Origin of the sequence: Dermacoccus sp. PE3 (genome assembly GCF_001021715.1) — a bacterium.
GTDB classification, from domain to species: domain Bacteria; phylum Actinomycetota; class Actinomycetes; order Actinomycetales; family Dermatophilaceae; genus Dermacoccus; species Dermacoccus abyssi.
Window position 1 is genome coordinate 32361 of the sequence record NZ_LDCM01000004.1, and the last position, 24538, is coordinate 56898.

Genomic DNA, 24538 nt, shown 5'->3' on the forward strand with positions numbered 1-24538 from the left:
CTTCGTCACGAACGACCTGTTGGTCAGCGCTTGTGGCAGACCGGCCAAGCGCCCGGGCCCTGCACGGCGAGGACCTTGTCGGCGATCGCCATCTGCTGCGCCGGGGTGGCGAGGTCGGCGCGCGGCGCGTACGCCGTACCGCCGAAGCCGGCCCACGTCTGCTGCGTGAACTGCAGACCACCGTAGAAGCCGTTACCGGTGTTGATGCTCCAGTTGTTGCCCGATTCGCACGAGGCGATGCGGTTCCAGTAGCCGGAGCGCGAGCTGCCGCCGGGAGCCGCGGACTGCTGCTTCTTCGGTGCGGACTGCTGCTTCTTCGGTGCGGACTGCTGCTTCTTCGGTGCGGACTGCTGCGTCACAGCCTGACGGGCCTGCGAGCGCGAGACCTGCTTTTGAGCCTGCGGCTGGGCGGTCTGGGCCTGACCCGTGCCGATCGTGATGACGCGGCGCACGGCGCTCTTGGTCACCTTGGAGTCGATCGACTTCGAGGAGACGACACGCTCGCCCTTCTTGGCGGAGCGGTACGTGACGGTGGCGGCGCCGTCGCGGCCGGCCTGCGTCACCTTGGACGTGCCCTTGGGCATGTCCTTGCTGTAGACGTAAACCGTCTTGTTCGGGACGGCCTCGACCTGGGTCCAGTTCACGTACGTGAGAGCCGGGGCGGCCTGGCGGGCCTGCGAGCGCGAGGCGCGCTTCGAGTCGTTCTTGGTGGCCTGCGTCTGCTTGGACGTGGCGCTCTCCGACGGCTTCGCCGAGGACGTGCTCGGGGACGGCGTGGAGGAGGAGGAGGAGGTGCTCGACGAGCTCGAGCTGATCGTGGGAACGTTGGACGCCGTGTTCGAGTCGGACGTGCCGCAGGCAGCGAGCGTCGAGGCGGCCGCAACAGCAGCGACGGCGGCGAGCGAGCGGGACGTGGTGCGGCTGGTGAGGTTGGTCATCATGCTCCGATGTCGTAGGTCCCGGCACTGGGCGCACGCGCACGCTGCGGTAACAGCGGGAAGGCTGACGTTCCGGATGAGAACGTGGCCGAAGCCCCCTTCGAGGGGCGGCGCGTCCGGTGATCCAGACTCGGGCGAACCCGATACACCTTGCCGAAAGCACGGGCACGGATCAAACCAAGGTAACGAAAATGTAACGCGAGGCAGGCGGGGCTACTCTGAAACACGCGCTATCGCAGGCGAAAAGCCGTGCGTGTGGCGTTCGTCACATCATCGGCTCCTATCGGTGCCTCGAGCGACTCGGGCCTGCCGGGGTACGAGGCGTTCACCACGGTCCGTAGACGCGCTCCGAGTTCTCGCTCAGGGCCGCGCAGAGCGTCGAGACGTCGACGTTCTTGACCTCGGCCAGGGCGCGCACCGTGAGGGGCACGAGCGCGGGGGCGTTCGTCGCGCCGCGGTGCGGCGACGGCGTCAGATACGGAGCGTCCGTCTCGACGAGCAGGTTCTCGAGCGGCACCTGGGCCAGGGCGTCGCGCAGATCGCGCGCGTTCTTGAACGTGACGACGCCCGCCACCGAGACGTAGTACCCGCGCTCGACGCACTCGCGCGCCATCTCGACGTCACCGCTGAAGCAGTGCAGCACCGTGACGTCCGGCGCGCCGTCCTCGGCGAGGATGCGCATGACGTCGTCGTGCGCGTCACGGTCGTGGATCTGCAGTGCCTTGCCGAGCTTCTTCGCGAGGGCGATGTGCCAGCGGAAACCGCTCTGCTGCACGGCGATGCCGTCGGGGCCGGTGCGGAAGTAGTCGAGGCCCGTCTCCCCCACCGCGCGCACCCGGGAGTGCTGGGCGATGCGCTCGATCTCGACGTACGCCGCGTCCAACTCGCCCGCCTCGGCGAGCTTCGGCACCTCGTTGGGGTGCAGCGCGACCGCGCCGAGAAGCTCGGGGTGCTCGTCGATGACGCGTTCGGTGAAGCGCGCTCCGTCGAGATCGCACCCGACCTGGACCATGCGGTCAACGCCGACCGCCACCGCTTCGTCGATCGTGCGGCGAACGTCGGGCGTCGGCGCCCCGTCACGGCTGATGTCGAGGTGCGTGTGGTTGTCGACGACGGCCAGCGGCAACGGTTGAGGCGCCTCCGGCTTGTCGCGGTACGTGCGGTTCTCATCGTTCATCGCCCCTCCTCGCGGGGTGTTCGCCCTCGGCTCAGGCCGAGGCGTTCATCCGCTCGAGTTCCTCGTCGACGACCGACGGGTCGAACTTCTTGAACGCGGGCTTCGGCTTGGCGACCGGCGTGCCCGGCGTGATGTCACGCGGCTGCCAGCACGGCGTGTTCGAGTACTCGCCCGTGATGATGCGGTACGGGCGGCCGTCGTCGAGGTCGGTGACCTCCTTCGCCACCGGCATCGGCATGAACTCGCCCTCGCCGCCCATGACCTCGTGCACGAGGTTGGCCGAGAACGGCACGAACGGCGCCATCATCGTGTTGAGGTCGACGACACACTGAGCCAGCGTGTGCAGCACCGTCGCGAGACGTTCGCGCTGATCGTCGCCCTTGAGCTTGAACGGCTCCGTCACGGTGACGTAGCGGTTGGCCTCACCGACGAGGCGCATCGTCTCCGTGAGCGCCGCCTTGAGTCGGTTGCGCTCGATGAGCGATCCGACGGTGGCGAAGCCGCCGCGCACCTGCTCGAGCACGGCGCGATCGACGTCCTCGAGCTCGCCCGGGGACGGGATCTCACCGAAGTTCTTGTGGATCATGTTCGCCGTGCGGTTGACGAGGTTGCCCCAGCCCGCGACGAGCTCGGAGTTGTTGCGCTGCACGAACTCTGCCCACGTGAAGTCGGCGTCCTGCGCCTCCGGCCCGGCCGCACAGATGAAGTAGCGCAGCGGATCCGGGCCGTAACGCTCCACGACGTCCTTGACGTAGATGACGTGCCCGCGGCTCGTGGAGAACTGCTTGCCCTCCATCGTCATGAACTCGGAACTCACGACCTCGCTGGGCAACTCCAGGCGACCGAACTCGCTCACCGAACCGCCCTTCGAGCCCTCACCGTTCGCGCCGAGAAGCTCCGCGGGCCAGATCTGACTGTGAAAGGTGATGTTGTCCTTCCCCATGAAGTACTTCGAGATGATCGCTCCTTCGTCGCGATCATCGCGAAGTACTTCTGATGTCTTCTGGGCGCCGCTCCTCGCTGCGCTCGTCGCGTCACCGGTGCTCGCTTCGCTCGCGGCCGCGGTCTGGTCGACGAGCTGGCGCGCCACGTCGGCGTTCCACCACTCGCGCCACTTGTCGGGCTCGCCGAGGCGCCGCGCCCACTCGATGGACGCCGACAGGTAGCCGACGACGGCGTCGAACCACACGTAGAGGCGCTTCGTCGGCAGGTCGCGCCAGCCGTCGAGCGGCACCGGGATGCCCCAGTCGATGTCGCGCGTCATGGCGCGCGGACGGATCTCCTTGAGGATGTTCTGGCTGAACTTGATGACGTTCGGGCGCCACGAGCCCGCCGCCTCACGGCCGTCGAGCCACGCCGCGAGGGCGTCGGCGAGCGCCGGAAGGTCGAGGAAGAAGTGTTGCGTCTCGATGAACTCCGGCGTCTCGCCGTTGATCTTCGACTTCGGGTCGATGAGATCGGTGGGGTCGAGCTGGTTACCGCAGTTGTCGCACTGATCGCCGCGCGCCTCGGGGTACTTGCAGATCGGGCAGGTGCCCTCGATGTAGCGGTCGGGCAGCGTGCGGCCGGTCGACGGGCTGATGGCGCCGCTGGTCGTCTGCTCGACCATGTAGCCGTTCTCGTGCAGGGCGAGGAACAGTTTCTGCACGACGTCGTAGTGGTTGGCCGTCGTCGTGCGGGTGAACAGGTCGTACGACAGGCCGAGGCCGACGAGGTCGTCGACGATGATGCTCGCGTTCTCGTCCGCGAACTCCTGCGGGGTCTTGCCCGCCTTCTCCGCCATGATGACGATCGGGGTGCCGTGCTCGTCCGTACCCGACACCATGAGGACGTCGTGGCCGGCCATCCGCATGTAGCGGCTGTAGACATCGGAGGGCACACCGAAACCGGCGACGTGCCCGATGTGACGGGGGCCGTTGGCATACGGCCAGGCAACAGCGGAAAGCACCTTGGTCATGCGGGCCAGTCTAGGAGGCGCCGACAAATCAGCCCCGTGGCGTTCACGACAGGCCGATTCTGTAGACGTTGCACGTCATATATGTCGCCGAACGTCTACAGAATCGGGGAATAGGGGTGCGTGTGCCACAGTTGTCGCAATGTTTTGACGCTTTGACGACAAGGAACGCCCATGTTCGCTGCACTGACCGGTGCGGGACTCTCCGCTGCGGCAGGCCTCAACGCCTACATCCCGTTCCTCCTCGTGGCGCTCCTCGCGCGCTTCACGGACGTCGTCAACCTGCCGGCCGGGTTCGAGTGGGTCGAGAGCACGTGGGCCATCGTCATCGGGGCGGTCCTTCTCATCGGCGAGGTGGTCGTCGACAAGATCCCGGCCCTCGACTCCGTCAATGACGCCCTCGGCACCGTCGTGCGTCCCGCGTCCGGCGCGGTCGTGTTCGCCGCCACCGCCGCGGCCGCCGACCTCGACAGCTCCGCCTGGATGACCGATCACCCGTGGGCCGGCCTCATCGGCGGCGCCATCGTCGCGGGCATCTTCCACACCGGCAAGGCTGCGGCCCGACCCGTCGCGAACGCCGGAACGGCGGGCTTCGCCGCCCCTGTCCTGTCCACCGCCGAGGACGCCGCCGCCGTCACCCTGAGCCTCGCCGCCGTCTTCGCGCCGGTGCTGGCTCTCGTCCTGCTGCTCCTCGTCGCGTGGATGCTCTGGCGCGCGTGGCGCAGCGTCGTGCGCATGCGTGAGCGACGAGCCGATCGGCGCCGCGCCGCCGGGGTGGTCTGACGATGGCCTTCCCCCGACTCGACCTCGACCCGGACATCGAAGGTCGCATCCGAAGCCGTCGGCGTATCCGCAACGTCCTCATCGGAGCCGTCCTGGCGGTCACCGTCATTGCCGGCGTGCAGACGTGGCGCAACGTCACCCACGAGGAGTCGACGGCGCACGTGGCGACGAAGACGGTCACCGTCATCTCCGCCGAGCGCAAGGGCGACGACGTTCACGTCCGCGCCCGCCTCGACGCGCCGTCACCTGCGGGCACCTCGCACGAACTGGAGGGCGTCGTGCCGGCGTCGACGTGGAACCTGACGAAGGTGCTCTGGGCCTGCTACCCGCCGAGCGACCCCGACCGGGGTGAACTGCGCACTCCGCTCGACCCCGACTGCACGAACTTCGTCACAAACCTCGACTGATCAGCGAGCCGCGATGCTCGCGTCGTAGAGCGCCTTCTTCGACAGGCCCGTGGCCTCCGCGACCTGGGCACACGCGTCCTTGAGGCGCACGCCGCCGCTCGCGAGGTCGAGCACGGTGGCGACGCCGTCCTCGAGCGAAACCTCCTTCGCAGCACCGCCTTCGACGACGACGGTGATCTCACCCCGCGCCCCCTCGACGGCCCATTCGGCGAGTTCCGCGAGAGCGCCGCGGCGCACCTCCTCGTACGTCTTCGTCAGCTCACGGCAGACGGCGGCGCGACGCTCGCCGCCGAACGCCTCCGCCATCGCCTCGAGCGTCGCGGCCAACCGGTGCGGCGCCTCGAAGAAGACCATCGTGCGCTGCTCGTCCGCGAGGCCCGCCAGCATGCGCGAACGCTCCCCCGCCTTGCGCGGCGGGAACCCCTCGAAGCAGAACCGGTCGACGGGCAGGCCCGACACCGCGAGCGCCATGAGCACGGCCGACGGCCCGGGCACACACGTCACCGCAAGGTCGCGCTCGACACACGCCGCGACGAGGCGATACCCCGGGTCGGAGACGCTCGGCATACCGGCGTCCGTGACGAGCAGGACGCGCTCGCCCGCAGCGATGCGCTCGACGATCTCCGGCGTGCGTCGGGCCTCGTTGTGCTCGTGGTAACTCAGCATCGTGCCGCTCGGCGTGACGCCGAGGGCGTCGCACAGGCGCTTCGTGCGGCGCGTGTCCTCGGCCAGGACGACCGGCGCATCGGTGAGTTCCTGCGCGAGGCGCGGCGCGGCGTCTGCGGGGTCACCGATCGGGGTGGCGGCCAAGACGAGGGCGCCCTCGGACAACGAGATCTGCTTCACCGGCCCATCGTGTCACGGCTCGTGCACGCGCTCCGGTCGCACCGATTAGGCTCGGGGCGCAAGGTTCCACGCCCGGCGCACGCCGCCGGACGACCTCTGAGGACGGCCCACGGTGAATGCGAGCACGAGCGTCGAGCCCGACGACGAATCGGCGACTGCCGAGCCCGCCACCGACGTTTCGCGCGAAGAACTCGATCTGCGCCGCCGTCTGCTCGGCGAACCGCTCACCGCGAAGGCGAAGCTGTGGGGCTGGATCGGCCCCCTGATCGTCACCGTTCTGGCCGGGTTCCTACGCCTGTGGGATCTCGGGCGACCGCACCAGCTCGTTTTCGACGAGACGTATTACGTCAAGCAGGGCTGGTCGATGATGCTCTACGGGCACGAGCGCAAGGTGCCCGAGAACATGCCCGAGCCCGACGCGTTCTTCACGCACAACCAGGTCGCCACCGTCTACGGGCCGGAGCCGGACTTCATCGTCCACCCGCCGTTCGGCAAGTGGGTCATCGGCGCCGGTGAGCACCTGTTCGGCATCACATCCTCGTTCGGGTGGCGCATCTCCGTCGCGCTCGCCGGCACGCTTGCGGTGCTCCTCGTCGGGCGTGCCGCCTGGCACCTGTTCCGTTCCGCCACCCTCGCGACGATCGCCGCGATCCTCACCGCGTTCGAGGGCATGGAGTTCGTCATGTCGCGCACGTCGGTGCTCGACGGGCTCGTCAGCTTCTGGGCGCTCGCCGCGTTCGTCGCGATCCTCGCCGACCGCGACCGCACCCGTCGCCTTCTCGCCCACAAGGTCGCAACGCTCAAGAACGACGGCACGTGGGACGGCGACGACAAGATCGGCCAGCGGCTGCGCCTCGGCGGGCCGTCGCTCGGTCTGCGTCCGTGGCGTTGGGTCGCCGCCGTCTGCCTGGGCCTCGGCATGGCGACGAAGTGGTCGGACGGCTTCTACCTCGTCGCCCTCGGGCTCGTGAGCGTCTTCTGGGATCTGGGCGCCCGCCGCGCCATCGGGGCGCGCCGCTGGTTCTCGAGCACGATCGTCAAGGACGGCTTCACCGGCGCGCTCATCATGGTGCCCGTGGCCTGCCTGACGTACCTGGTCACCTGGGCCGGCTGGCTGCGCTCCACCGACGGTTGGGGTCGTCACTGGGCCGAACAGAACCCCGCGACGAAGGACACCGGCTTCTCGCCCGACTCGAGCCTCTTCGGGTGGATGCCGGACGCCCTGCGGAGCCTGTGGCAGTACCACATCCAGATGTACGACTCGGCGAAGAGCATCACCTCGCCGCACACCTACCAGTCGAACCCGTGGACCTGGATGGCGCAGACGCGCCCCACGTCGTTCTTCTACGAGAGCCCGGCCAGGGGCGTCGAGGGATGCGGTGTCAACGAGTGCTCGAAGGCCATCACGTCGCTCGGCAACGTGAGCATCTGGTGGGCCGGCATCGGCGCCATCCTCGTGTGCCTGTTCATGTGGGCGTTGCGCCGCGACTGGCGCCCCGGCGTCCTGCTCGCCCTCATCGCGGCCGGCTGGCTGCCCTGGTTCGGCTACCAGGAGCGAACGATCTTCACGTTCTACGCCGTCGTTTTCGCGCCCTACGTCATCCTCGCGGTGACGTACTGTCTCGGCCTCATCCTCGGCCCGGCGCACGCCTCGCTCAAGCGTCGACGTATCGGCGCGGGGGTGGTCGGCGCGTACGTCGTGCTGGCCGTCGGCGTCTTCATCTTCTTCTGGCCGATCTACACGGCCCAGGTCATCCCGCACAGTCACTGGAGCTGGCGGATGTGGCTACCGTCCTGGATCTGACGGGCCCTCGGCGTCTGGGCCCGAGCACGTCAGGTCACGATCCCGGCACGATCGCCGAAACTTCGATTGTGCATATTGCCGTGGGGCAGGTGCCGGGTGCAGAGTGCGACGCATGAACGCACCCCAGCCTGTCTCCGACGGACCGTCAGCCCTGAGCAGCGGCCTCAAGCCGCGGCACGTCACGATGATCTCGATCGCGGGCGTCATCGGCGCCGGCCTCTTCGTCGGTTCGGCCGCAGCCATCAAGCTCGCCGGCCCGTCCGTTCTCATCTCCTACGCGCTCGCCGGGACGCTCGTCGTCCTCGTCATGCGCATGCTCGGCGAGATGGCGACGGCGAACCCCGACTCGGGTTCCTTCTCCGTCTACGCCGACCGCGCGCTGGGGCGCTGGGCCGGGTTCTCGATCGGCTGGCTGTACTGGTGGTTCTGGGTGCTCGTCATCCCGGTCGAGGCCACGGCCGGCGCGAAGATCCTCTCCGGCTGGATCGACTGGCCGCAGTGGGTGTTCGCGCTCATCATCACGGCGTTGCTCACGGTGACGAACCTGTTCTCCGTCGCGAACTACGGCGAGTTCGAGTTCTGGTTCGCGCTCGTCAAGGTGCTCGCCATCGTCGGGTTCATCGGCCTCGGTATGTTTGCGATCCTCGGCCTGCTCCCCGGTTCACACACATCCGGCTTGAGCGGCTTCACCGACTACGGCTTCTTCGCCGACGGCTGGAGTGGCGTGCTCGCGGCCATGCTCACAACGATGTTCACCTTCATGGGCACGGAGATCGTGACGATCGCCGCGGCGGAGTCGAACAACCCCGTCGAGGGCATCCGCAAGGCCGTGAACTCCGTCATCTGGCGTATTTCGCTGTTCTACCTGGGCTCGATCTTCGTCGTCATCGCGCTGACGAAGTGGAACAGCGCTTCGCTGCAGGAGAACGGTTCCTACCAGGAGGCGCTCAACAACATGGGGTTGAGCAAGTTGGCGACGGTGCTCGCGTTCGTCATCCTGACGGCGGTTGCGTCGTGTCTAAACTCGGCGCTCTACACGGCCAGCCGCATGGCCTACAGCCTCGGTCAGCGCGGCGACGCACCGAAGGCCTTCGCCTCGACGAACAAGCGCGGCGTGCCGCAGGTGGCCATCCTGGCGTCCGTGGCGGTGGGCTTCCTCGCGGTGTTCGGCAACTATCTGCTGCCCGAGAAGATCTTCACGTACCTGCTGTCGACGTCTGGCGCGATCGCACTGTTCGTCTACATCGTCATCGCCGTGACGCAGCTGCGCGCACGTGCGGCGATGGACAAGGCGGGCGCGCGCCCGGCCGTTCGCATGTGGGCGTTCCCTGTGCTGACGTACGTGACGATCGCGTTCATCGTGTTCACGCTCGGCGCGATGGCGCTGCGCGAGGACCAGCGCGTCAACCCGTGGCTCACGCTCGGCTTGGCTGCCGTCGTCGTCGGCATCGGCATCGCGAAGCACGGCACGCGTGGCGGAAGTGAGGACGAGATCCTCGACGCGGTCGAGGCCTCCCCGCACGTCGACACCGATTCGCTCGAGACGGCTCCTGTACCGTCCGGCGGCGCGACGTCGCACGGGCCTCGCCCATGATGCTCGGCTGACATCCCCCAGGCCCGCGGTTCCCTCGAGGAGCCGCGGGCCTGCTGCGTGCGCGCCGTCGCAGCCGTCGGTACGGGCTTCGGCGCCCTCGGTCAGCCGGCCGGGCTCACCCTCGCACTCGTTGGCCGCGTTCGATGCGGTCGGTGGCGTTGCAACGCCGCCAACCGCGTCGAACGCGGCCAACGAATCGAACTCCCGGCGCCCGGTTCCGCTCCCTGCCGGCCGGGTGAGCTGACGTGCAGGTTGGATCGTTAGGCTCTCGAACATGCGCCGTCTCGCCGTCCTGACCTCCTGTTCGATGCTCGCCCTCGCCGGGTGCGCCTCGACCAACCATCGCTACGACAGCGCCACCGAGCTGCGCAGCGCGGCCGTGAACAGCGGTCTGCACTGCACCGGCTACGTGCCGTCGACACCTCCCGAAGGTGCCGCTTCGGCCGGCGCGTGCGTCGGCGGGACGAAGGCGACGTTCATCGTCTACACGAAGGACGAGGACGCGAAGAAGGGCATCGCCACGGCACGCGCGGCGGTGCGTTCGGACGAGGCGGTGCTGCACGGGCCCAACTGGTACCTCGTCACGTCCTCGAAGCAGGCGTCCGATCTCGAGGACGCCGTCGGCGGGGACGTCTCGACGAAGTGAGGCCCCCGAGGGCACACGCATCGCACGCTCGCCGGATTGGCCCGGCACGAACCACGGTGGTAACGTGTCATTCGCTTCACGGGGCTATGGCGCAGTTGGTAGCGCGTCTCGTTCGCAATGAGAAGGTCTGGGGTTCGAATCCCCATAGCTCCACGTAAGTAGAGAAAATCGAAACTTGCCCCGCCTGGTAGCGGGGCAGTTTTGTTTCTGCGGTGACGTGCGCCGGGGCGTCGATGCTGGTGTGGGCGAGGACGCTGGCGGTGGTCTCGTCGGGTGTGTAGGTGGCGTTCTCTTCGTCGTCGATGGTGATGCGGGTGAACAGGGCGCGGTTGAGGATGCGTCGTTCGGCTGGTTCGCACTTGTTGTAGAGGTTGTACAGGTCGTCGAGGTCGACGAGGAGTTCGGTGAGCTGGTCCAAGCCTGTTCGGGCCTCGGCGTAGGTGTCGGTGAGGTTGTCCAGCCGGGTGGTGATCTGGTCGAGGCTGACGCGGATGCGGTCTTGTTCGCTCTTGAGGAGGTCGAGGGGGATCGCGTCGGCGTAGTGGGCCTGGACGAGTTTGAGGTGAAGCGCCCTGGGTTTCGTTCCGACTCGCTATCTTAAGGAGGATCGGATCATGCCCCAGAAGTACACCCCCGAGTTCAAGGCTCGTGCCCTCCAGCTCATCGAGGAGAGGATGCAGGCTGAAGCACTGCTCGGCCTGGGTCGCCTGCACCGCCGTGGGCCAGGCCCTGGGCGGCGTGTCACCCCACACCCTGCGGAACTGGTGGAAGCAGCGTCGCGTCGACCGCGGAGAGGCTCCTGGTGTGACGACCCAGGAGTCAGATGAGGTGCGGCGGCTGCGCAGGGAGAACGTCGAGCTGCGCCGCGCCAACGAGATCCTGCGAAAGGCCTCGGCTTTTTTCGCAGCGCAGCCAGGCCGTCCCACGACGAGATGATCCGGTTCATCGACATGCACCGCGATCAGTTCGGGGTCGAGGCCATCTGCCGCACCCTGGGTGCGACGGAGTGTGGGTTCATCACCTCTCGCGGCTACCGCGCCGCCAGGTCCCGCCCGCGCTCGACCAGAGCGTTGCGAGACGAGGTCCTCGTGGAGGAAATCCGGCGGATCCACGCGGAGAGCTACAGCGTCTACGGGGTGCGGAAGATGCACCCCGCCATGGTCCGCGCTGGCTGGGATGTCGGGAGGGACCAGGTCGCCCGGCTCATGCGCGCCGCCGGCCTCGAAGGGGTTCGGCGCGGACGCAAGCCGATCACCACCCGTCCTGCCCAGGCGCCCGATACCCGGCCGGATCTGGTCGAACGCCGCTTCACCGCAGAACGGCCGAACCAGCTGTGGGTAGCTGACATCACCTACGTGCGCACGTTGGTCGGGTTCTGCTACACCGCGTTCATCACCGACGTGTGCACCCGTCTCCACCGGCGCCAGCCGGGGCCAGGAAGGCCTGGTCCACCACAGCGATAGGGGTTCTCAGTACGTCAGCCTGGCCTACTCCGACGCGCTCATCACGGCCGGTGTGGCAGCCTCCGTCGGGACCGTCGGCGATTCGTATGACAACGCCCTGGCCGAGACCGTCAACGGGCTCTACAAGGCCCGGCTCATCCATTCGAAGCGGATATGGGAGTCCACCCAGACCGTCGAGATCGCCACGATGGGTTGGGTCTACTGGTGGAACTCGACACGTCTACATCGGGCCCTGGGCTACCGCACTCCCTCGCAGGCCGAGGCGGCCTACACTCACAACCACGACGTAGCGCCCCTTGCGTCCTGACCACGGAACGAAACCCAGGGCGCTTCAGTTTGGGGGCCTCTGGCCGTCGTAGGAGAATGTCAGCATCATGAGTGAGCGACCACAGGTGGTGACGGCCACCGGTAGGAGGTTTCCGGTGGCATCAGTACCAGTGTCGGTGAGCCCATCTCCCCATCCCGGCGCACGGTGGTGGAAAGTTGACTTCCACGCACACAGCCCTGCGTCGTTTGATTTCGGTGCGGAGGAGGGGAAGTCTGCGGCCACCTCGACCTCGTACAGAGACTGGCTTCTCGCTTACATGAGAAGTGGCGTCGATGCCCTCGTCATCGCGGACCACAACACTCACGAGGGGATAGACAAGGCACGTGCTGAGCTTTCCTCTTTGAGAGATGAGAGCCCCGATGGATTCCGAGAGATCGTCTTGCTCAGCGGCGTGGAGTTCACGGTTGATGGCGGATACCACCTCCTTGGAGTCTTTGACGTGGACACTCAGAGTGAGGTCGTCAATGGACTCCTACACGTATGCGGCTATACCGCCGAACGCGGCAGCAGCCTGGGGACGACGAAGATGTCGTTCGCCCAGGTTGCAGAAGAGATCGTCAAAGCAGGCGGACTGGCTATCCCTGCCCACGCCGACGCCAATAAAGGCCTTTTCGGGCACGATCTCCGAAACCAAGAAGACCTTGGGCAGTCCAAGAACATCGTTGCAGTGGAAGCAGTGACCCCAGAGGGAGCCGGTAAGGCTAACGAACGAGGGTGGATCAGAGTCCTTGGCTCGGATGCTCACCATCTTGACGGCTCAGCATGCCCAGAAGGGATTGAGGCAAAGTACCCCGGGAGCCACTTCACCTGGGTGAAAATGGAGCAGCCGAATCTCTTCGGGATTAAACTGGCCCTCGCTGACGGAGAGCAATCAGTGACTCCGGCACGAGAAGGCGATCCGGACCCGAACGACTTTTCTCATTCAATGATCCAGCATCTGATCGTACGCAAGGGGCAATCAGAAGCAACCTACAGGTTTGGTCCTTGGATGAACACCATCATCGGCGGGCGAGGGGTTGGTAAATCTACGCTCATTGAGTTGGTGCGCCTCGCGATGGGGCGTTTCACCGACCTGCCCAAAGAACTCCAAGACGATAATCAGTGGTTCTCGCCGCAGGGTGGCAGGAACTTGACCCGGTTCTGGAACCGCGACACCCAAATCGAGGTCCACCTCATTCGCCTGGGCCGTACCTACCGAGTCCTATGGGATGGAAGTCAGCCCAACACTGCAAGCATCGAGGCACTTATCGACGACGAATGGCAGCCCGAGGGCGGAGCGCCACGGGATCGTTTTGCCCTGCTTATCAACAGTCAGAAGCAGATTTACGAGACCGCCCGTGATCCACAGAGCTTGCTCAAGGCCATAGACGACCAGCCCTCGATCGATTACGTCACATGGAAAGAAGCCTTCGACGAACTCTGCAGTCAATACCGAACGCAGCGCGCAGAACTCAACGAACTCAACATCAAGATCGCCTCAGAGGATCGGCTAAACGGTGAACTCTCAGACATCCGAACAGAACTCGCTCATGTCGCAAAGCTCAGAAACTCTCCCGAAGCACAAGAGCTAGACCGCCTTACCCACGAGGAGCAGGAGGCTGCAAAATTCGAGTCCGTCGCGGTGAGGCTCGAGGCTGCAGCCGCGCGCTTGACCCAAGACTTCGAGGAGATCCATCCAGAACAAGAGAGTCAGAGTGAGGACACTTCGCCCGAAGAAGAGGCGGAAGGTGCTTGGGAGCCAGAGACAACCCGTCGCCGCGAGATCATCGGTGCATACGACATGCTGGCGAGCGCGTCTCGTGTTCTGAGCGAATCTCGACGGGCCTGGGAAGCGATCGCAGGAGAGTCGCCACGCAAGAAACGCATCGAAGAACTGAACAATCAGCTGAACCCCGCGAGCGATGAATCCGATACGCCGAGCCACGTCGAAGACCCGAACGACGCCAACACTCGACTCGTCACAGCAAAGGGCGAAAGGGAGACAGCTCTCGCAGAGATCGAGCAGGCCAAGAAAAGACGTGACCGTGTAGTCCAAGAAACACAAGACACGCTTACCAGGATCAACGAGCAGCGAGCAGACTTGACCAAGCGGCGAAGCGCACTCGCAGCCAAGTTGAGTGATGGGGACCTCAAAATTCAGGTACTCGCCCAAGCGGACGACACGACTCTTGAAGCCGAGCTCCGAGAGCTGGTGCAGAAGCCTTCTTCATTCGATCCTGTTTTCAGTGACGATGGACTCCCCAAGGTGCTGGCACACCGCTTCCAGCCGAAGCGAGATGAGCGCGTGGCCGAGCTCAAGAGGCTCCTTCTTGAACTTCAAGCGCAGGGCGGAACCGCTCCGTTGCTCAAGAGGCACTCATCGCTCACCTTCGATCAGCGGTTCTTCGCGCACCTGAATTCTCTCGACGCGCATACCTACGAGACCGAGATAAATCTTTGGTTCCCCGAAGATCACCTCAGAGTTCAATATCGACAGGAGTCTGATAATCGCCTCCGCGAGATAGACGAGGGCTCGCCCGGTCAAAAGACCGCTGCGCTACTCGCCGTCGTCCTCCAACTCAGCAATGACCCGCTTCTGCTCGATCAGCCAGAGGATGACTTGGATAACAAGCTGATCTATGAACTCGTGGTCACGACACTGAAGCGCATAAAGACGAATCGCCAAGTGATTGTCGTGACGCACAACGCGAACGTTGTCGTAAACGCGGACGCTGAGCACGTGACGATCTTGCAACACGGTGCCGTGCCAGTGGTCGCGGCTCACGGCTCTATACAGAGCGAAGAAATGAAGAAGTCGATCTGTCTCATCATGGAGGGCGGCAAGACCGCCTTCGAAGCGCGTTACAAGCGGTTGATGGGGTGACGCAGGTCCCTACCGTTCGCGACCGTGGCTGTCGCGGAGCCTCACTCCTGCCGCGATTAGGCAGTTGCGCACCGTTCCGGCATCGAATCCCAGCCTCTCTCCGACAGCCGCCAACGACTCGCCACGCGCATAGCGGCGGCCCATCTCATCCACCTGCCCAGGCGAAGGAGGTTCGCGTCGAATCTTGACGCCTCGATCACGCAGACGCCCCGCGAGGCGCTGGCAGCTCACACCCAGGTCGCGAGCGATCACGCTCAGCGTCTCCTTCGCCTTGTACCGCCGCTCCGCTTCCAGCATCATCGTTTCCGTCAGGCGAGGCACCGGACGCGGCTGCTTCCTACCGCGCGCGGTCGCAGCGGTCGCCTTCGTCAGCGGGCGAACGCGGATAGCGGGGTGGACGAGAACAAGCATTTGGAGGTCTGGGGCGAGGTTCGAACACTGTCGCCCCACTTCCACCAGAAGACAGAAGGGCGGGGCACACATCGTGCCCGGCCTTCTGCTTACGGCGCTTGCCCGATGGAGGAACCTGCGGCGACCGGTCACGAGGCATCGTCGGCTTGCCACCTGCTCACATTCGAGCCGAGGGCAGACGGCCTGCGGCACGTCCAGCAACCGGGGCAACGCCAGGCGCCACTGGGCCCATCACTCAACCACTCTCCAGCGGCAGATCGGCTGCCATGCGCAGGTCGTCCACTCCCGGACGGTTCTCGAACGGGCTGGTGAACCTCGCGACCTCCACGAACCCGAGACACTCGTACAGCCTCACGGCTCGCGCGTTTGAGTCGAGCACCTTGAGCCACACCTGCGCACCACCGGCCGCGCCCGCCTTCGCGCAGGCCGCGCGGATCAAAGCGGTACCGACACCCCGGCCCCCGAAGGCAGCGGCCACGGCGAGCCCGTTGATGCACCAGTCCCCGAACTCCGTGGTAGCCGGCACGATCTTGATGACACCTACGAGATCAGGTCCGACCTCGGCGACGAGGACATCCTGCGGTCGCGTGCCGGTTGGCGGCCCGAAGAACGGTCGCTCGATCGACCAGTGCTCGCTGGGGTCGCTCAGAGGCGACCACGAGGCGTGGTCGATGGCAGCCAGAATCGCGTCATCGTCGAGCCTTCCTGCGCGAATGTTCACCGGGGTGCTCCTCTCACGTGACGGCGACGCGGACGGGTTGCCCACCTATGTCACCTGCATGGCACGGCGAGGGTGATCCCTGTCGAATGCAACGATGCCCGCCACCTCGAATGAGAGTGGCGGGCATCGAGATGACGTGAGGCCGGAGTCAGCCGGCCTTGTAGACCTCGGGCAGCTCGTCGTAGTCCTCGTCGAGGGCCATGCCGTCGAACGGGATCTCGTCGACGGGGGCGTTCTCGTAGCGTGCGGCGAGCGGACGGGTGTCGGTCTCGTCGACCGTGGACGCGGGAACGACCTCCTCGCGCTCGGCCTTCGCCTTCATCGTGTATGTCGGACGCGGGACGTCGACCGGCGCCCAGCGGCGCGCGTCGAACACCTCGGCCTCGGCCTTCGCGACCGCGTCGGTGTGCGTCTCGGTCTCGACGACCTCGACCGCTTCCTCGTGCTCGACCTGCTCGGCGACCAGCGGCGAACGCTTCGTCGCCGGGGCGGACGGCGCCTTGGCAACCGGAGCCGCCGCGACCGACTTGTTCTCGTCCGCACCGGCGGCGCGCGGCGCGCGCACCGGACGAGCGGCCGGCGCGACCCGGCGAGCCTGACGGGACGCGATGGCGCTGCGACGCAGCCAGACGACGACACCACCGACAGCAGCGAGACCGAGCAGCGGCGTCCATGCCGGCACGACACCGAACGGCGCGAGCACCACGCTGAGGACGAAGAGGACCAGGGCGCCCAGGAGCGCACCGGCTTTCACCTCCGGGGAAGAGAGGGAAAGCCCGCCCATGCGCTTCGTCGTCTCCGCAGCACGAGCAACCGGAGCAGCAGCGGCGGTCGATCCGGTGCCTGCCGTCGGCTTGACACCCTTGACCGAGACCTGGGGACGGAGCAACGTCGGCTTCGGCTCCTCGTCGCGGCGAACTGCTTGTGCCTTCACCGGCGTTCGTCGTTCGAGCATCCTCATCGCCTCCGAGAAACGGTCGACGGTGCGAGCCGTCGCGAGGTCTTCGCGGCGGCGCACCCAGTGTTGGAGCATGTAGGCAGCCCACACGGCAAAGATGACGAAGAAAATCAGGCTGCTGGATCTCACGTCACAAAGGCTATGGCTCGAACACATCACAACGAGTGAGACACGCCGGGCGTGTCGCGCCTCGTTCCTGACGGGTTTCGGGTATCAGCCCGAAAGTCGCCCCACGAGACCGCCCGCACCGACCTCGTCGGCCGTCACTGCGAAGGTGCGGTGATCACGCCACTCCCCCGCGATGTGGAGGAATGAACGGCGCACGCCCTCGTCGCGGAGGCCGAGTTTCTCCACCACCCGAAGCGAATTCACGTTCTCGGGGCGCACGTTGATCTCGATGCGGTGCAGCCGCTCGACACCGAAGCAGTGGTCGATCGCCATGGCCACCGCGGCCGGCGTGATGCCCCGGCCCGCGTATCGCTCGGCAATCCAGTACCCGATGGTGCCGCCTTGCTGGGCGCCGCGCACGATGCTGAACACGTGCACCTGCCCCGCCAGGCGCCCGTCGACGGTGAGGACCCACGGCAGCAGACGTCCCGCGCGCCCTTCGGCGTCCTGGAAGGCGATGGCCTTGCGGTAAGTCAACGCCTCCTGCGGATAGGGGTTCGTCGAATCCCACGGCCCCGTCCACGCGCTGCTCTCGCGGCGCAACGCGCTCCACTCCTCGCGGTCACGACGAGGATGCAGGGGCCGCAACTCGATGCGCGAACCGCTCCAGGCGCCACCGATCGTCACAGGCCACGGACGTCGGCTCAATGCGCACCGCCGTGCAACTGGTCGAGAACGTGGTCGAGGACGCCGTCGAGCACGGCGAGACCGTCCTTCACGCCGCCCTTCGACCCGGGCAGATTGACGACGAGCGCCCGGCCCGTCGCGTTGGCCGACGCGGCAACGCCGGCGAGACCGCGCGACAGCACCGCCGTCGGGATGCCCGCCGCAACACCGCGAGCGCGCACCGCCTCGGCGAGACCGGGAAGGTCGGCCAACAGGTGGGGGCGCGTCTGCTCCGGGGTGGCGTCGCTCGGCGCGACGCCGGTGCCACCCGTGGTGATGACGACGTCGGCACCCACGCCGAGGGCCGCGCCGATCGCGGTGCCCACCGCGTCGCCGTCGGGAACGACCTGGGAGGCGACCTCGAATCCCCGGCCCTCGAGCCAGTTCACGATGGCCGGCCCCGTCTCGTCCTCGTACTGCCCAGCCGCGGCGCGCGTGGAGCACGTCACGACGACAGCGCGGGCGTCACTCATGCCAGTCACCGCTTCGGCCGCCCGACTTCGCGACGACCCGCACGTCCGTGACGCGCGCGTGCTTGTCGACCGCCTTGACCATGTCGATGAGCGCGAGCGCCGCGACGCTGACGCACGTGAGCGCCTCCATCTCGATGCCGGTGCGGTCCGCGGTGACCACGGTGGCGCGGATGTCGACGCCGTCGTCGGCCACGTCCAGATCGACCTCGACGCCGTGCACGGCGATGGGGTGCGCGAGCGGGATGAGCTCCGGGGTGCGCTTGGCCGCCTGAAGGCCCGCGATGCGGGCGACGGCGATGGCGTCACCCTTGGGCACTGCGCCGTCCCGCAGAGCGGCAATGGCGTCGGGGTGCAGGAGCACCCGCCCGGCGGCCGAGGCAGAGCGCTGCGTCACGGCCTTGCCCGCCACGTTGACCATGTGCGCGCTGCCGTCGGCCCGCACGTGCGTGAGATCGCTCATGTCACTCCTTCGTCAGCAGCATCTGGATGTCGAGCTCGTCGTCCGCCTGAACCACGTCGACGTCGGCAGGTACGAGGGCGAGCGCGTTCGCCTCGGCCAGTTCGCCGAGGTGATGCGAGCCCTGGCGTGAGTTCGGGCGGATGACGAGGCGCCCCGAATCGTCACGACGCACCGCGACCCGCGCGAACTGCGCACGCCCGGGCGACGACGTCCAGCCGCGCTCGACCACGGCGCGCTCGCACTCGCGGGGAGGGCGCCCACCCATGGCGTCGAGCGTCGGCAGGACGAAGACGTGGAAGGAGACCAGCGTGCTCATCGGGTTGCCGGGCAGGGTGAAGACGGGCACGCGGCGCCCGCCGAGCAGCCCGAACCCCTGCGGCTTGCCCGGCTGCATCGCGACCTTGTCGAACGTGACGTCGCCGGCGTCGATGAGTGCCTCCTTGACGACGTCGAACGCGCCGGCGCTCACGCCGCCGGTCGTGATGACGACGTCGGCGCTCTCCACGGCCCGCTCGAGCAGTTGCGAGACAGCCCGGGCATCGTCGGGCAGGTGAACCTGTTCGACGAGTTGCGCCCCCGCGGCCTCGACGAGCGCGGCGAGCATCGGGCCGTTGGAGTCGTGGATCTGGCCGTGGGCGAGTTCGCTTCCGGCCGCCCGCAGTTCGTCACCGGTGGAGACGACGACAACGCGCGGCCGCGCGACGACATCGACCTGCGCGACGCCGCTCGATGCGAGCACCGCCACGTGGTGCGGCGCCACGTGCGTACCCCGCGGCAGGAGCAGGTCGCCCACCCGTACGTCCTCGCCGGCATGACGGATGTGGTTGCCCGGCGTGGCCGCCGCCTCGAACCGCACACGCTCCACGCCACCGTCGGTCAGCTCCACCGGCACGACGGCGTCCGCTCCCTCGGGCATGGGTGCGCCCGTCATGATGCGCCAGGTCGAGCCGGGCTCACAGCTCAGGGAGCGAGTGTCTCCGGCAGCGATGTCACCGACGACGGGCAGCTCACAGGGCTCGTTCACGTCGGCGGAGTGCACGGCGTAGCCGTCCATCGCCGAGTTGGTGAACGCCGGGAGCTCGACGGCACTCCTCACGTCCGCAGCGAGCACGCGTCCGAGCAGCGATCCGCCGGACACAGCGAGACGCTCCACCCGCGGCGCAGGCGCCGCCGCGAGGATGCGCGCGAGATGGTCGTCGTGGGAGATCACCCCGACATTGTGCCGCTCATCACCGACAACCGGCCACACGAAGAGATCCGCCCCGGCGGCGTCCCTCGCGGGGGGCGCTGCCGGGGCGGCTCGAAGCAGGGGGTCAGGCGCGCTTCTCGTTGCCCTTGCCCTCGTTCGTGGTGACCCACTCCTGCAGCCACGACCGGAAGTCGTCACCGAAGTCGTGGTGACGAACGCCGAGTCGCACGACGGCCTTGAGGTAGTCGAGACGGTCACCCGTGTCGTAGCGGTTGCCCTTGAACACGACGCCGACCACGCCCGCGCCGTCACCCGTGGCGTTCGCACGCTCCTGCAGAGCGTCGGTGAGCTGGATCTCGCCGCCGCGGCCCGGCTCGGTGCGCTCGAGCACCTCGAAGATCGACGGGTCGAGCACGTACCGGCCGATGATGGCCAGGTTGCTCGGTGCTTCCTCGGGCGAGGGCTTCTCCACGAGGCCCTTGACGCGCACGACGCCCGAGGTCTCACCGTCGATCTGCTCCACCTCGGCACAGCCGTAGAGGTTGATCTGTTCGGCCGGAACCTCCATGAGGGCCACGACGGAACCGCCGTGCTTGAGCTGCGCCTCGATCATCTCCTCGAGGAGGTGATCACCCTCGTCGATGAGGTCGTCACCGAGCAACACGGCGAACGGCTCGTCACCCACGTGGTTCTTGCCGATGAGCACGGCATGGCCCAACCCCTTCGGCTCGCCCTGACGGACGAAGTGCACGTCGCCCAGATCGTTGGACTTGCGCACGCGCTTGAGGCGCTTCTCGTCGCCCTTGCGCTCGAGGGCCTGCTCGAGCTCCCAGTGGCGGTCGAAGTGATCTTCCAGGGAGGCCTTGGAACGGCCGGTGATCGTCACGATGTCGGGCACGCCCGCACGGACGGCTTCTTCCACCACGTACTGGATGGCCGGCTTGTCGACCACCGGCAGCATCTCCTTCGGGATGGCCTTCGTGGCGGGCAGGAAGCGGGTACCGAGGCCGGCGGCCGGGATGACGGCCTTGCGCGCACGGCGTCGGATGGCGGGCGTCGTCGATTCAGTCATGTCTCCTAGGCTACTCGTCATGGGTGACAACGACGCTTCCACGGGGCCGGAGGTGAACGCGGCGTCACGGGAGGCTAAACGTGCCGTCCGGCGCACGTTGCGCGCCGCGCGACGGGCCCGCCGTGACATGGGTGAGACGTCCGAGCGTGAGGCCGACGGGCGGCGATTGCTCCGTCTCGCGGAACCGGCGTTGCGCACCGCGTCGTGCGTCGCCACCTTCGAGCCGCTCGACACCGAGTCGAATCTCGAACCGCTCAACGCGCGCCTGTTGGAGAACGGCCGAGTCATCGTCCCCATCACCCTCGAGGACCTCGATCTGTCGTGGCGCGACCTCGCAACCGGTGAGGATCTCGGCAAGGACGCCATCGCGCTCGCCGACGTCGTCGTGGCACCCGCCCTTGCCATCGGAGCGCGCGGGGAACGGCTCGGGCAAGGAGGCGGCTGCTACGACCGAGCGCTCCCCCGGCGCCGTGAGGGAACGCCCGTCATCGCCGTCGTCTTTCCGGACGAGTTCGGCGTCGACTTCCCCACGCAGGCCCACGACGAGCGCGTCGACGCCGTGCTCACCGTGAACGGGCTCACGTGGTTGCGCGAGCCCCTGAGATAATGCCGAGCGACGACGAACGGTGAGCGGGTAGGAGGGGGCGGCGCATGATTGCATCAGCGGCCGGCACGGGCTTCGGTACCGACGACCTTCCCTTCGTTCTTCTCGTCGGTTCTCTGGTTCTCCTCGTCGCGGTCGCCGCGGTGCGCCTGGCCAACCGCTCCGGGCTGCCGACCCTGCTGATCTACCTCGCGATCGGCGTCGTGCTCGGCGAGGGCGGCTTCGGCATCGACTTCTCCAACGACAACCTCACTCAGGTTCTCGGCTACGCCGCACTCGTGCTCATTCTCATCGAGGGCGGCCTGACGACGGAATGGCGCAGCATCCGCTCGTCCGTGGCCCCGGCACTGCTCCTGTCGACGCTCGGCGTCCTCGTGTCCGTCGGCGTGGTCGGCGCACTCACCCACTGGTTGCTCGACCTGGGGTGGTCGACCTCGCTCCTGCTCGGCGCCGTCGTCAGCTCCACAGACGCCGCGGCCGTCTTCTCCGTGCTGCGCAAGGTCCCTCTCCCGCACCGCCTCACCGGCGTGCTCGAAGCCGAGTCGGGCTTCAACGACGCCCCCGTCGTCCTCCTCGTGGTGGCGCTGGCCAGCGAGGTCGTACCCGGCGGCGAGCACCACACCATTCTCGAACTCGCCGGAACGGCTGTCTTCGAACTCGCTGGCGGCGCGCTCGTCGGCCTGCTCGTCGGCTGGGTGCTGGGCTCACTCTCGCAACGCATCGCGCCGGGCTCGTCCGGCCTGTTCGCCATCGGCGTCGTCGCGGGTGCCGTCTTCGCGTACGCCGCAGCCGCGACGGTCCACACGAGCGGTTTCATCGCCACTTATCTCGCCGCGCTCGTTCTGGGGAACATGAACATCCCACACCGTCAGGCGGTGCGCGGGTTCGGTCAGGCCCTCGGGTGGCTCGCACAGATCGGTCTGTTCGTTCTCCTCGGGTTGCTCGCATCGCCGTCGCGCCTCGCCGACCAGCTCGTGCCGGCAATCGTCGTCGGATTCGTCCTCCTCCTCATCGCGCGCCCGGCGTCTGTTCTCGTGTCAATGACACCGTTCGGCTTCTCGTGGCGTGAGCAGGTCTTCCTGTCCTGGGCCGGACTGCGCGGCGCGGTACCCGTCGTTCTCGCGACCGTGCCGCTGACGCTGGGCGCGTCCGACACGCGATGGATCTTCGACCTCGTCTTCGTGCTCGTCATCGTCTTCACCCTGTTGCAGGCCCCGACCTTGCCGTTCGTCGCCAAACGCCTCGGCATCGACGAGCAGGCCCACACCGTCGAGCTGGAGGTCGAGAACACGCCCCTGACGGACCTCGGTGCCGACATGCTCCAGGTCAAGGTGGGCCCGACCTCACGCCTCATCGGCGTGCGCGTCTACGAACTGCGCCTGCCGGTCGGAGCCAACGTCACCCTCGTCGTCAACGGTGACGAGGGATACGTCCCGAACGAGCGCAGCGTCCTGCGCGCCGGCGACCAACTCCTCGTCGTGACGAAGGAGTCGGTGCGTGGTCTCGCCGCCCAGCGCATCCGTGAGGTGAGCGCGGGTGGCCGCCTGGCCGGTTGGCGTACCGACACCGGCCCGGACACCGAGCATGCCGGGACCGGTCACTCCTGAGCTTCGCGGGGCGAGGGTCGCCGCCCCCGACCCCTGCCCTACGATGACGCTCGAAAGAACGAGCGCCCGCCGTTCGCCCCGTTGGAGGAGACCATGCCCACCTATGTCTACGCCTGCAAGAACTGTGGCCACCGCTTCGAGGAGCGGCAGTCCTTCTCCGACCCGGCGTTGACGACGTGCCCGGTGTGCTCGGGCGACCTGCGCAAGGTGTTCGACGGCGTCGGCGTGACGTTCAAGGGCAGCGGTTTCTACCGCACGGACAGCCGTTCCGGCTCGGCTGACAGTGGTTCGTCGAGTTCGTCCAGCGACTGACTTCTCCCCAACCTTGACGGCCGGTGGGCCTCTTCCACAGGGCACGGGGCGCCTCGCGTGACGCGCAACTGCCACGCGCCTAGCGTCGACATATGCCCAGCCTGCGCGATCTCGACGTCGTCCACCGCCTCAATGCGCCCACCAGAGCCGCCGCCACGAGGCGACGTCGACTCCGCAAACTCGGCGCCTGCGTCTGCCTCGCCGCTGCCGCCCTCGTGGCCACCGGCGGTGGAACCCACGACGTCCCTGCCTCCTCGTCGCCCTCGTCCGGCGCGTCGACAACCGACAACTCCGAACGCCCTGAGCTGCGCGGCCGACAGTTCGTGACGATCGACGCGGACGCCGCCCTAGCGGACCGACTGACTCGCACCTCACGCGTCGACGTCTGGGCACCCGACGGCACGCGCCTCACCTCGGCGGCGCCAGTCGTACCACCATTCGAGACAAAGTCCCGCAGCGCGGACGTGTCGAATCGAGTCGATCGAGCACCTGTTCTCGTGGCCCTCACGCCGCCCGACGTGATGAAAATTGCGCGTCATACCAATGATGGACACTCGTCCTGGTCAGATCTGTTCGTCACGGTCAGTCCTTGACCCGCCCGGTTATCACGAATTCCGACACGCTGGGGGATTCCCGCGTTTCTTTGTGTCTCACCTGGATGGGTACGCTCACCTCGCACCTTTTCACTGGTACTGAGTAGTAAGGAGAAGCCATGAAGGGCTTCAAGGACTTCATCATGCGCGGCAACCTCATCGAGCTTGCCGTCGCGTTCATCATGGCGGGCGCCTTCGCAAAGGTCGTCGAGGCCTTCGTCAACGTCGTCATGAGCCTCATCGGCAAGCTCGGCGGCACGCCGGACTTCAACAACTGGAAGCCGGGCGACGTTCCGGTGGGCGCGTTCCTCACGGTTCTCGTCGCTTTCCTCATCCTCGCTTTCGTCGTGTACTTCTTCATGGTCAAGCCGTACGAGGCTGCCAAGGCCCGCTTCGAGAAGCCGGCCGACGTCGAGGACACGGAGATCTCCGTCCTCGCCGAGATCCGCGACGAGCTGCGCGCGCAGCGTCGCGTCTGAGCTTCACGCTCATCCCGAGGTC

Annotated in this window: 22 protein-coding genes, 1 tRNA gene and 1 pseudogene; 13 read left to right on the plus strand and 11 right to left on the minus strand. The window is 67.0% G+C overall.

All coding sequences use genetic code 11. From position 1 onward, the window contains the following. Positions 1-23 precede the first annotated feature (23 nt). The 3 genes from AA983_RS15945 to metG form a co-directional block, all read right to left on the minus strand. Complete coding sequence (locus AA983_RS15945; protein WP_156170348.1) at positions 24-938, minus strand: resuscitation-promoting factor; 915 nt, start codon at positions 936-938, stop codon at positions 24-26. A gap of 325 nt (positions 939-1263) precedes the next feature. Then, positions 1264-2115 carry a TatD family hydrolase gene (locus AA983_RS10530; protein ID WP_047312261.1) on the minus strand — a complete coding sequence of 284 codons (852 nt, stop codon included), beginning with the start codon at positions 2113-2115 and terminating at the stop codon, positions 1264-1266. Positions 2116-2146: 31 nt separating this feature from the next. Next, the gene (gene metG, locus AA983_RS10535; protein ID WP_047312262.1) at positions 2147-4072 is read right to left on the minus strand and encodes a methionine--tRNA ligase; all 1926 of its coding nucleotides are present in this window, start codon (positions 4070-4072) and stop codon (positions 2147-2149) included. 171 nt (positions 4073-4243) lie between these two features. Between metG and AA983_RS10540 the strand changes: the two genes are divergently transcribed. Then, entirely contained in the window at positions 4244-4852 is a 609-nt protein-coding gene (locus tag AA983_RS10540) for a DUF4126 domain-containing protein (protein ID WP_047312263.1), read from the plus strand. Positions 4853-4854: 2 nt separating this feature from the next. Then, positions 4855-5259: a hypothetical protein gene (locus AA983_RS10545; RefSeq protein ID WP_047312264.1), complete on the plus strand. Its 405-nt coding sequence runs from the start codon at positions 4855-4857 to the stop codon at positions 5257-5259. Here AA983_RS10545 and rsmI read toward each other — a convergent pair whose 3' ends face one another. Then, on the minus strand, positions 5260-6096 hold the full coding sequence (gene rsmI / locus AA983_RS10550; RefSeq protein WP_231579605.1) for a 16S rRNA (cytidine(1402)-2'-O)-methyltransferase: 837 nt from the start codon (positions 6094-6096) through the stop codon (positions 5260-5262). It lies immediately after the preceding gene. A gap of 121 nt (positions 6097-6217) precedes the next feature. Between rsmI and AA983_RS10555 the strand changes: the two genes are divergently transcribed. The 7 genes and pseudogenes from AA983_RS10555 (at position 6218) to AA983_RS10590 (ending at position 14803) form a co-directional block, all read left to right on the plus strand. After that, complete coding sequence (locus AA983_RS10555) at positions 6218-7909, plus strand: dolichyl-phosphate-mannose--protein mannosyltransferase (protein ID WP_082128857.1); 1692 nt, start codon at positions 6218-6220, stop codon at positions 7907-7909. Positions 7910-8021: 112 nt separating this feature from the next. Further along, positions 8022-9503 (plus strand): amino acid permease, encoded by a 1482-nt coding sequence (locus tag AA983_RS10560; protein ID WP_047312265.1) that lies wholly within the window; start codon positions 8022-8024, stop codon positions 9501-9503. Between the two features lie 274 nt (positions 9504-9777). After that, the gene (locus AA983_RS10565; protein WP_047312266.1) at positions 9778-10149 is read left to right on the plus strand and encodes a hypothetical protein; all 372 of its coding nucleotides are present in this window, start codon (positions 9778-9780) and stop codon (positions 10147-10149) included. 80 nt (positions 10150-10229) lie between these two features. Then, positions 10230-10302 (plus strand) — tRNA-Ala (locus AA983_RS10570). Positions 10303-10324: 22 nt separating this feature from the next. Continuing rightward, positions 10325-10750 carry a hypothetical protein gene (locus AA983_RS10575; protein ID WP_156170350.1) on the plus strand — a complete coding sequence of 142 codons (426 nt, stop codon included), beginning with the start codon at positions 10325-10327 and terminating at the stop codon, positions 10748-10750. 13 nt (positions 10751-10763) lie between these two features. Further along, positions 10764-11919, plus strand: a pseudogene (locus AA983_RS15220) (IS3 family transposase). A gap of 67 nt (positions 11920-11986) precedes the next feature. Then, a complete protein-coding gene (locus AA983_RS10590) occupies positions 11987-14803 on the plus strand; it encodes a TrlF family AAA-like ATPase (protein ID WP_156170352.1) in 2817 nt (938 codons plus the stop codon). A gap of 646 nt (positions 14804-15449) precedes the next feature. On the opposite strand, the gene AA983_RS10600 is transcribed toward AA983_RS10590, so the two are convergent. The 7 genes from AA983_RS10600 to galU form a co-directional block, all read right to left on the minus strand. Further along, positions 15450-15935, minus strand: a complete 486-nt coding sequence (locus tag AA983_RS10600; protein WP_052947065.1) for a GNAT family N-acetyltransferase — start codon at positions 15933-15935, stop codon at positions 15450-15452. 148 nt (positions 15936-16083) lie between these two features. Further along, positions 16084-17022 carry a hypothetical protein gene (locus tag AA983_RS10605; RefSeq protein WP_047312269.1) on the minus strand — a complete coding sequence of 313 codons (939 nt, stop codon included), beginning with the start codon at positions 17020-17022 and terminating at the stop codon, positions 16084-16086. Positions 17023-17106: 84 nt separating this feature from the next. After that, positions 17107-17688 carry a GNAT family N-acetyltransferase gene (locus tag AA983_RS10610; RefSeq protein ID WP_231579586.1) on the minus strand — a complete coding sequence of 194 codons (582 nt, stop codon included), beginning with the start codon at positions 17686-17688 and terminating at the stop codon, positions 17107-17109. Between the two features lie 17 nt (positions 17689-17705). Continuing rightward, entirely contained in the window at positions 17706-18200 is a 495-nt protein-coding gene (locus tag AA983_RS10615) for a molybdenum cofactor biosynthesis protein B (protein WP_047312271.1), read from the minus strand. Beyond that, positions 18193-18660, minus strand: a complete 468-nt coding sequence (gene moaC / locus AA983_RS10620; protein WP_047312272.1) for a cyclic pyranopterin monophosphate synthase MoaC — start codon at positions 18658-18660, stop codon at positions 18193-18195. The genes AA983_RS10615 and moaC overlap by 8 nt, the downstream gene beginning before the upstream one ends. Before the next feature lies 1 nt (position 18661). Beyond that, complete coding sequence (gene glp / locus AA983_RS10625; protein ID WP_047312273.1) at positions 18662-19870, minus strand: gephyrin-like molybdotransferase Glp; 1209 nt, start codon at positions 19868-19870, stop codon at positions 18662-18664. A gap of 103 nt (positions 19871-19973) precedes the next feature. Further along, complete coding sequence (gene galU, locus AA983_RS10630; RefSeq protein ID WP_047312274.1) at positions 19974-20921, minus strand: UTP--glucose-1-phosphate uridylyltransferase GalU; 948 nt, start codon at positions 20919-20921, stop codon at positions 19974-19976. Positions 20922-20940: 19 nt separating this feature from the next. Here galU and AA983_RS10635 point away from each other — a divergent pair, with 19 nt between their 5' ends. From AA983_RS10635 to AA983_RS10655, 4 genes are all read left to right on the plus strand, one after another. After that, a complete protein-coding gene (locus AA983_RS10635; RefSeq protein ID WP_047312275.1) occupies positions 20941-21528 on the plus strand; it encodes a 5-formyltetrahydrofolate cyclo-ligase in 588 nt (195 codons plus the stop codon). 44 nt (positions 21529-21572) lie between these two features. Continuing rightward, positions 21573-23132, plus strand: a complete 1560-nt coding sequence (locus tag AA983_RS10640) for a potassium/proton antiporter (protein ID WP_047312276.1) — start codon at positions 21573-21575, stop codon at positions 23130-23132. Positions 23133-23225: 93 nt separating this feature from the next. Further along, the gene (locus AA983_RS10645; protein WP_047312570.1) at positions 23226-23444 is read left to right on the plus strand and encodes an FmdB family zinc ribbon protein; all 219 of its coding nucleotides are present in this window, start codon (positions 23226-23228) and stop codon (positions 23442-23444) included. A gap of 712 nt (positions 23445-24156) precedes the next feature. Next, complete coding sequence (locus AA983_RS10655) at positions 24157-24516, plus strand: MscL family protein (RefSeq protein ID WP_047312278.1); 360 nt, start codon at positions 24157-24159, stop codon at positions 24514-24516. Positions 24517-24538: the final 22 nt, after the last annotated feature.

Excerpts from the sequence above, each read along its gene's own strand:
- AA983_RS15945 (WP_156170348.1), bottom strand. The coding sequence starts at position 938 with ATGACCAACCTCACCAGCCGCACCACGTCCCGCTCGCTCGCCGCCGTC.
- AA983_RS10530 (WP_047312261.1), bottom strand. The coding sequence starts at position 2,115 with ATGAACGATGAGAACCGCACGTACCGCGACAAGCCGGAGGCGCCTCAA.
- metG (WP_047312262.1), bottom strand. The coding sequence starts at position 4,072 with ATGACCAAGGTGCTTTCCGCTGTTGCCTGGCCGTATGCCAACGGCCCC.
- AA983_RS10540 (WP_047312263.1), top strand. The coding sequence starts at position 4,244 with ATGTTCGCTGCACTGACCGGTGCGGGACTCTCCGCTGCGGCAGGCCTC.
- AA983_RS10545 (WP_047312264.1), top strand. The coding sequence starts at position 4,855 with ATGGCCTTCCCCCGACTCGACCTCGACCCGGACATCGAAGGTCGCATC.
- AA983_RS10560 (WP_047312265.1), top strand. The coding sequence starts at position 8,022 with ATGAACGCACCCCAGCCTGTCTCCGACGGACCGTCAGCCCTGAGCAGC.
- AA983_RS10565 (WP_047312266.1), top strand. The coding sequence starts at position 9,778 with ATGCGCCGTCTCGCCGTCCTGACCTCCTGTTCGATGCTCGCCCTCGCC.
- AA983_RS10590 (WP_156170352.1), top strand. The coding sequence starts at position 11,987 with ATGAGTGAGCGACCACAGGTGGTGACGGCCACCGGTAGGAGGTTTCCG.
- AA983_RS10615 (WP_047312271.1), bottom strand. The coding sequence starts at position 18,200 with ATGAGTGACGCCCGCGCTGTCGTCGTGACGTGCTCCACGCGCGCCGCG.
- moaC (WP_047312272.1), bottom strand. The coding sequence starts at position 18,660 with ATGAGCGATCTCACGCACGTGCGGGCCGACGGCAGCGCGCACATGGTC.
- galU (WP_047312274.1), bottom strand. The coding sequence starts at position 20,921 with ATGACTGAATCGACGACGCCCGCCATCCGACGCCGTGCGCGCAAGGCC.
- AA983_RS10635 (WP_047312275.1), top strand. The coding sequence starts at position 20,941 with ATGGGTGACAACGACGCTTCCACGGGGCCGGAGGTGAACGCGGCGTCA.
- AA983_RS10640 (WP_047312276.1), top strand. The coding sequence starts at position 21,573 with ATGATTGCATCAGCGGCCGGCACGGGCTTCGGTACCGACGACCTTCCC.
- AA983_RS10645 (WP_047312570.1), top strand. The coding sequence starts at position 23,226 with ATGCCCACCTATGTCTACGCCTGCAAGAACTGTGGCCACCGCTTCGAG.
- AA983_RS10655 (WP_047312278.1), top strand. The coding sequence starts at position 24,157 with ATGAAGGGCTTCAAGGACTTCATCATGCGCGGCAACCTCATCGAGCTT.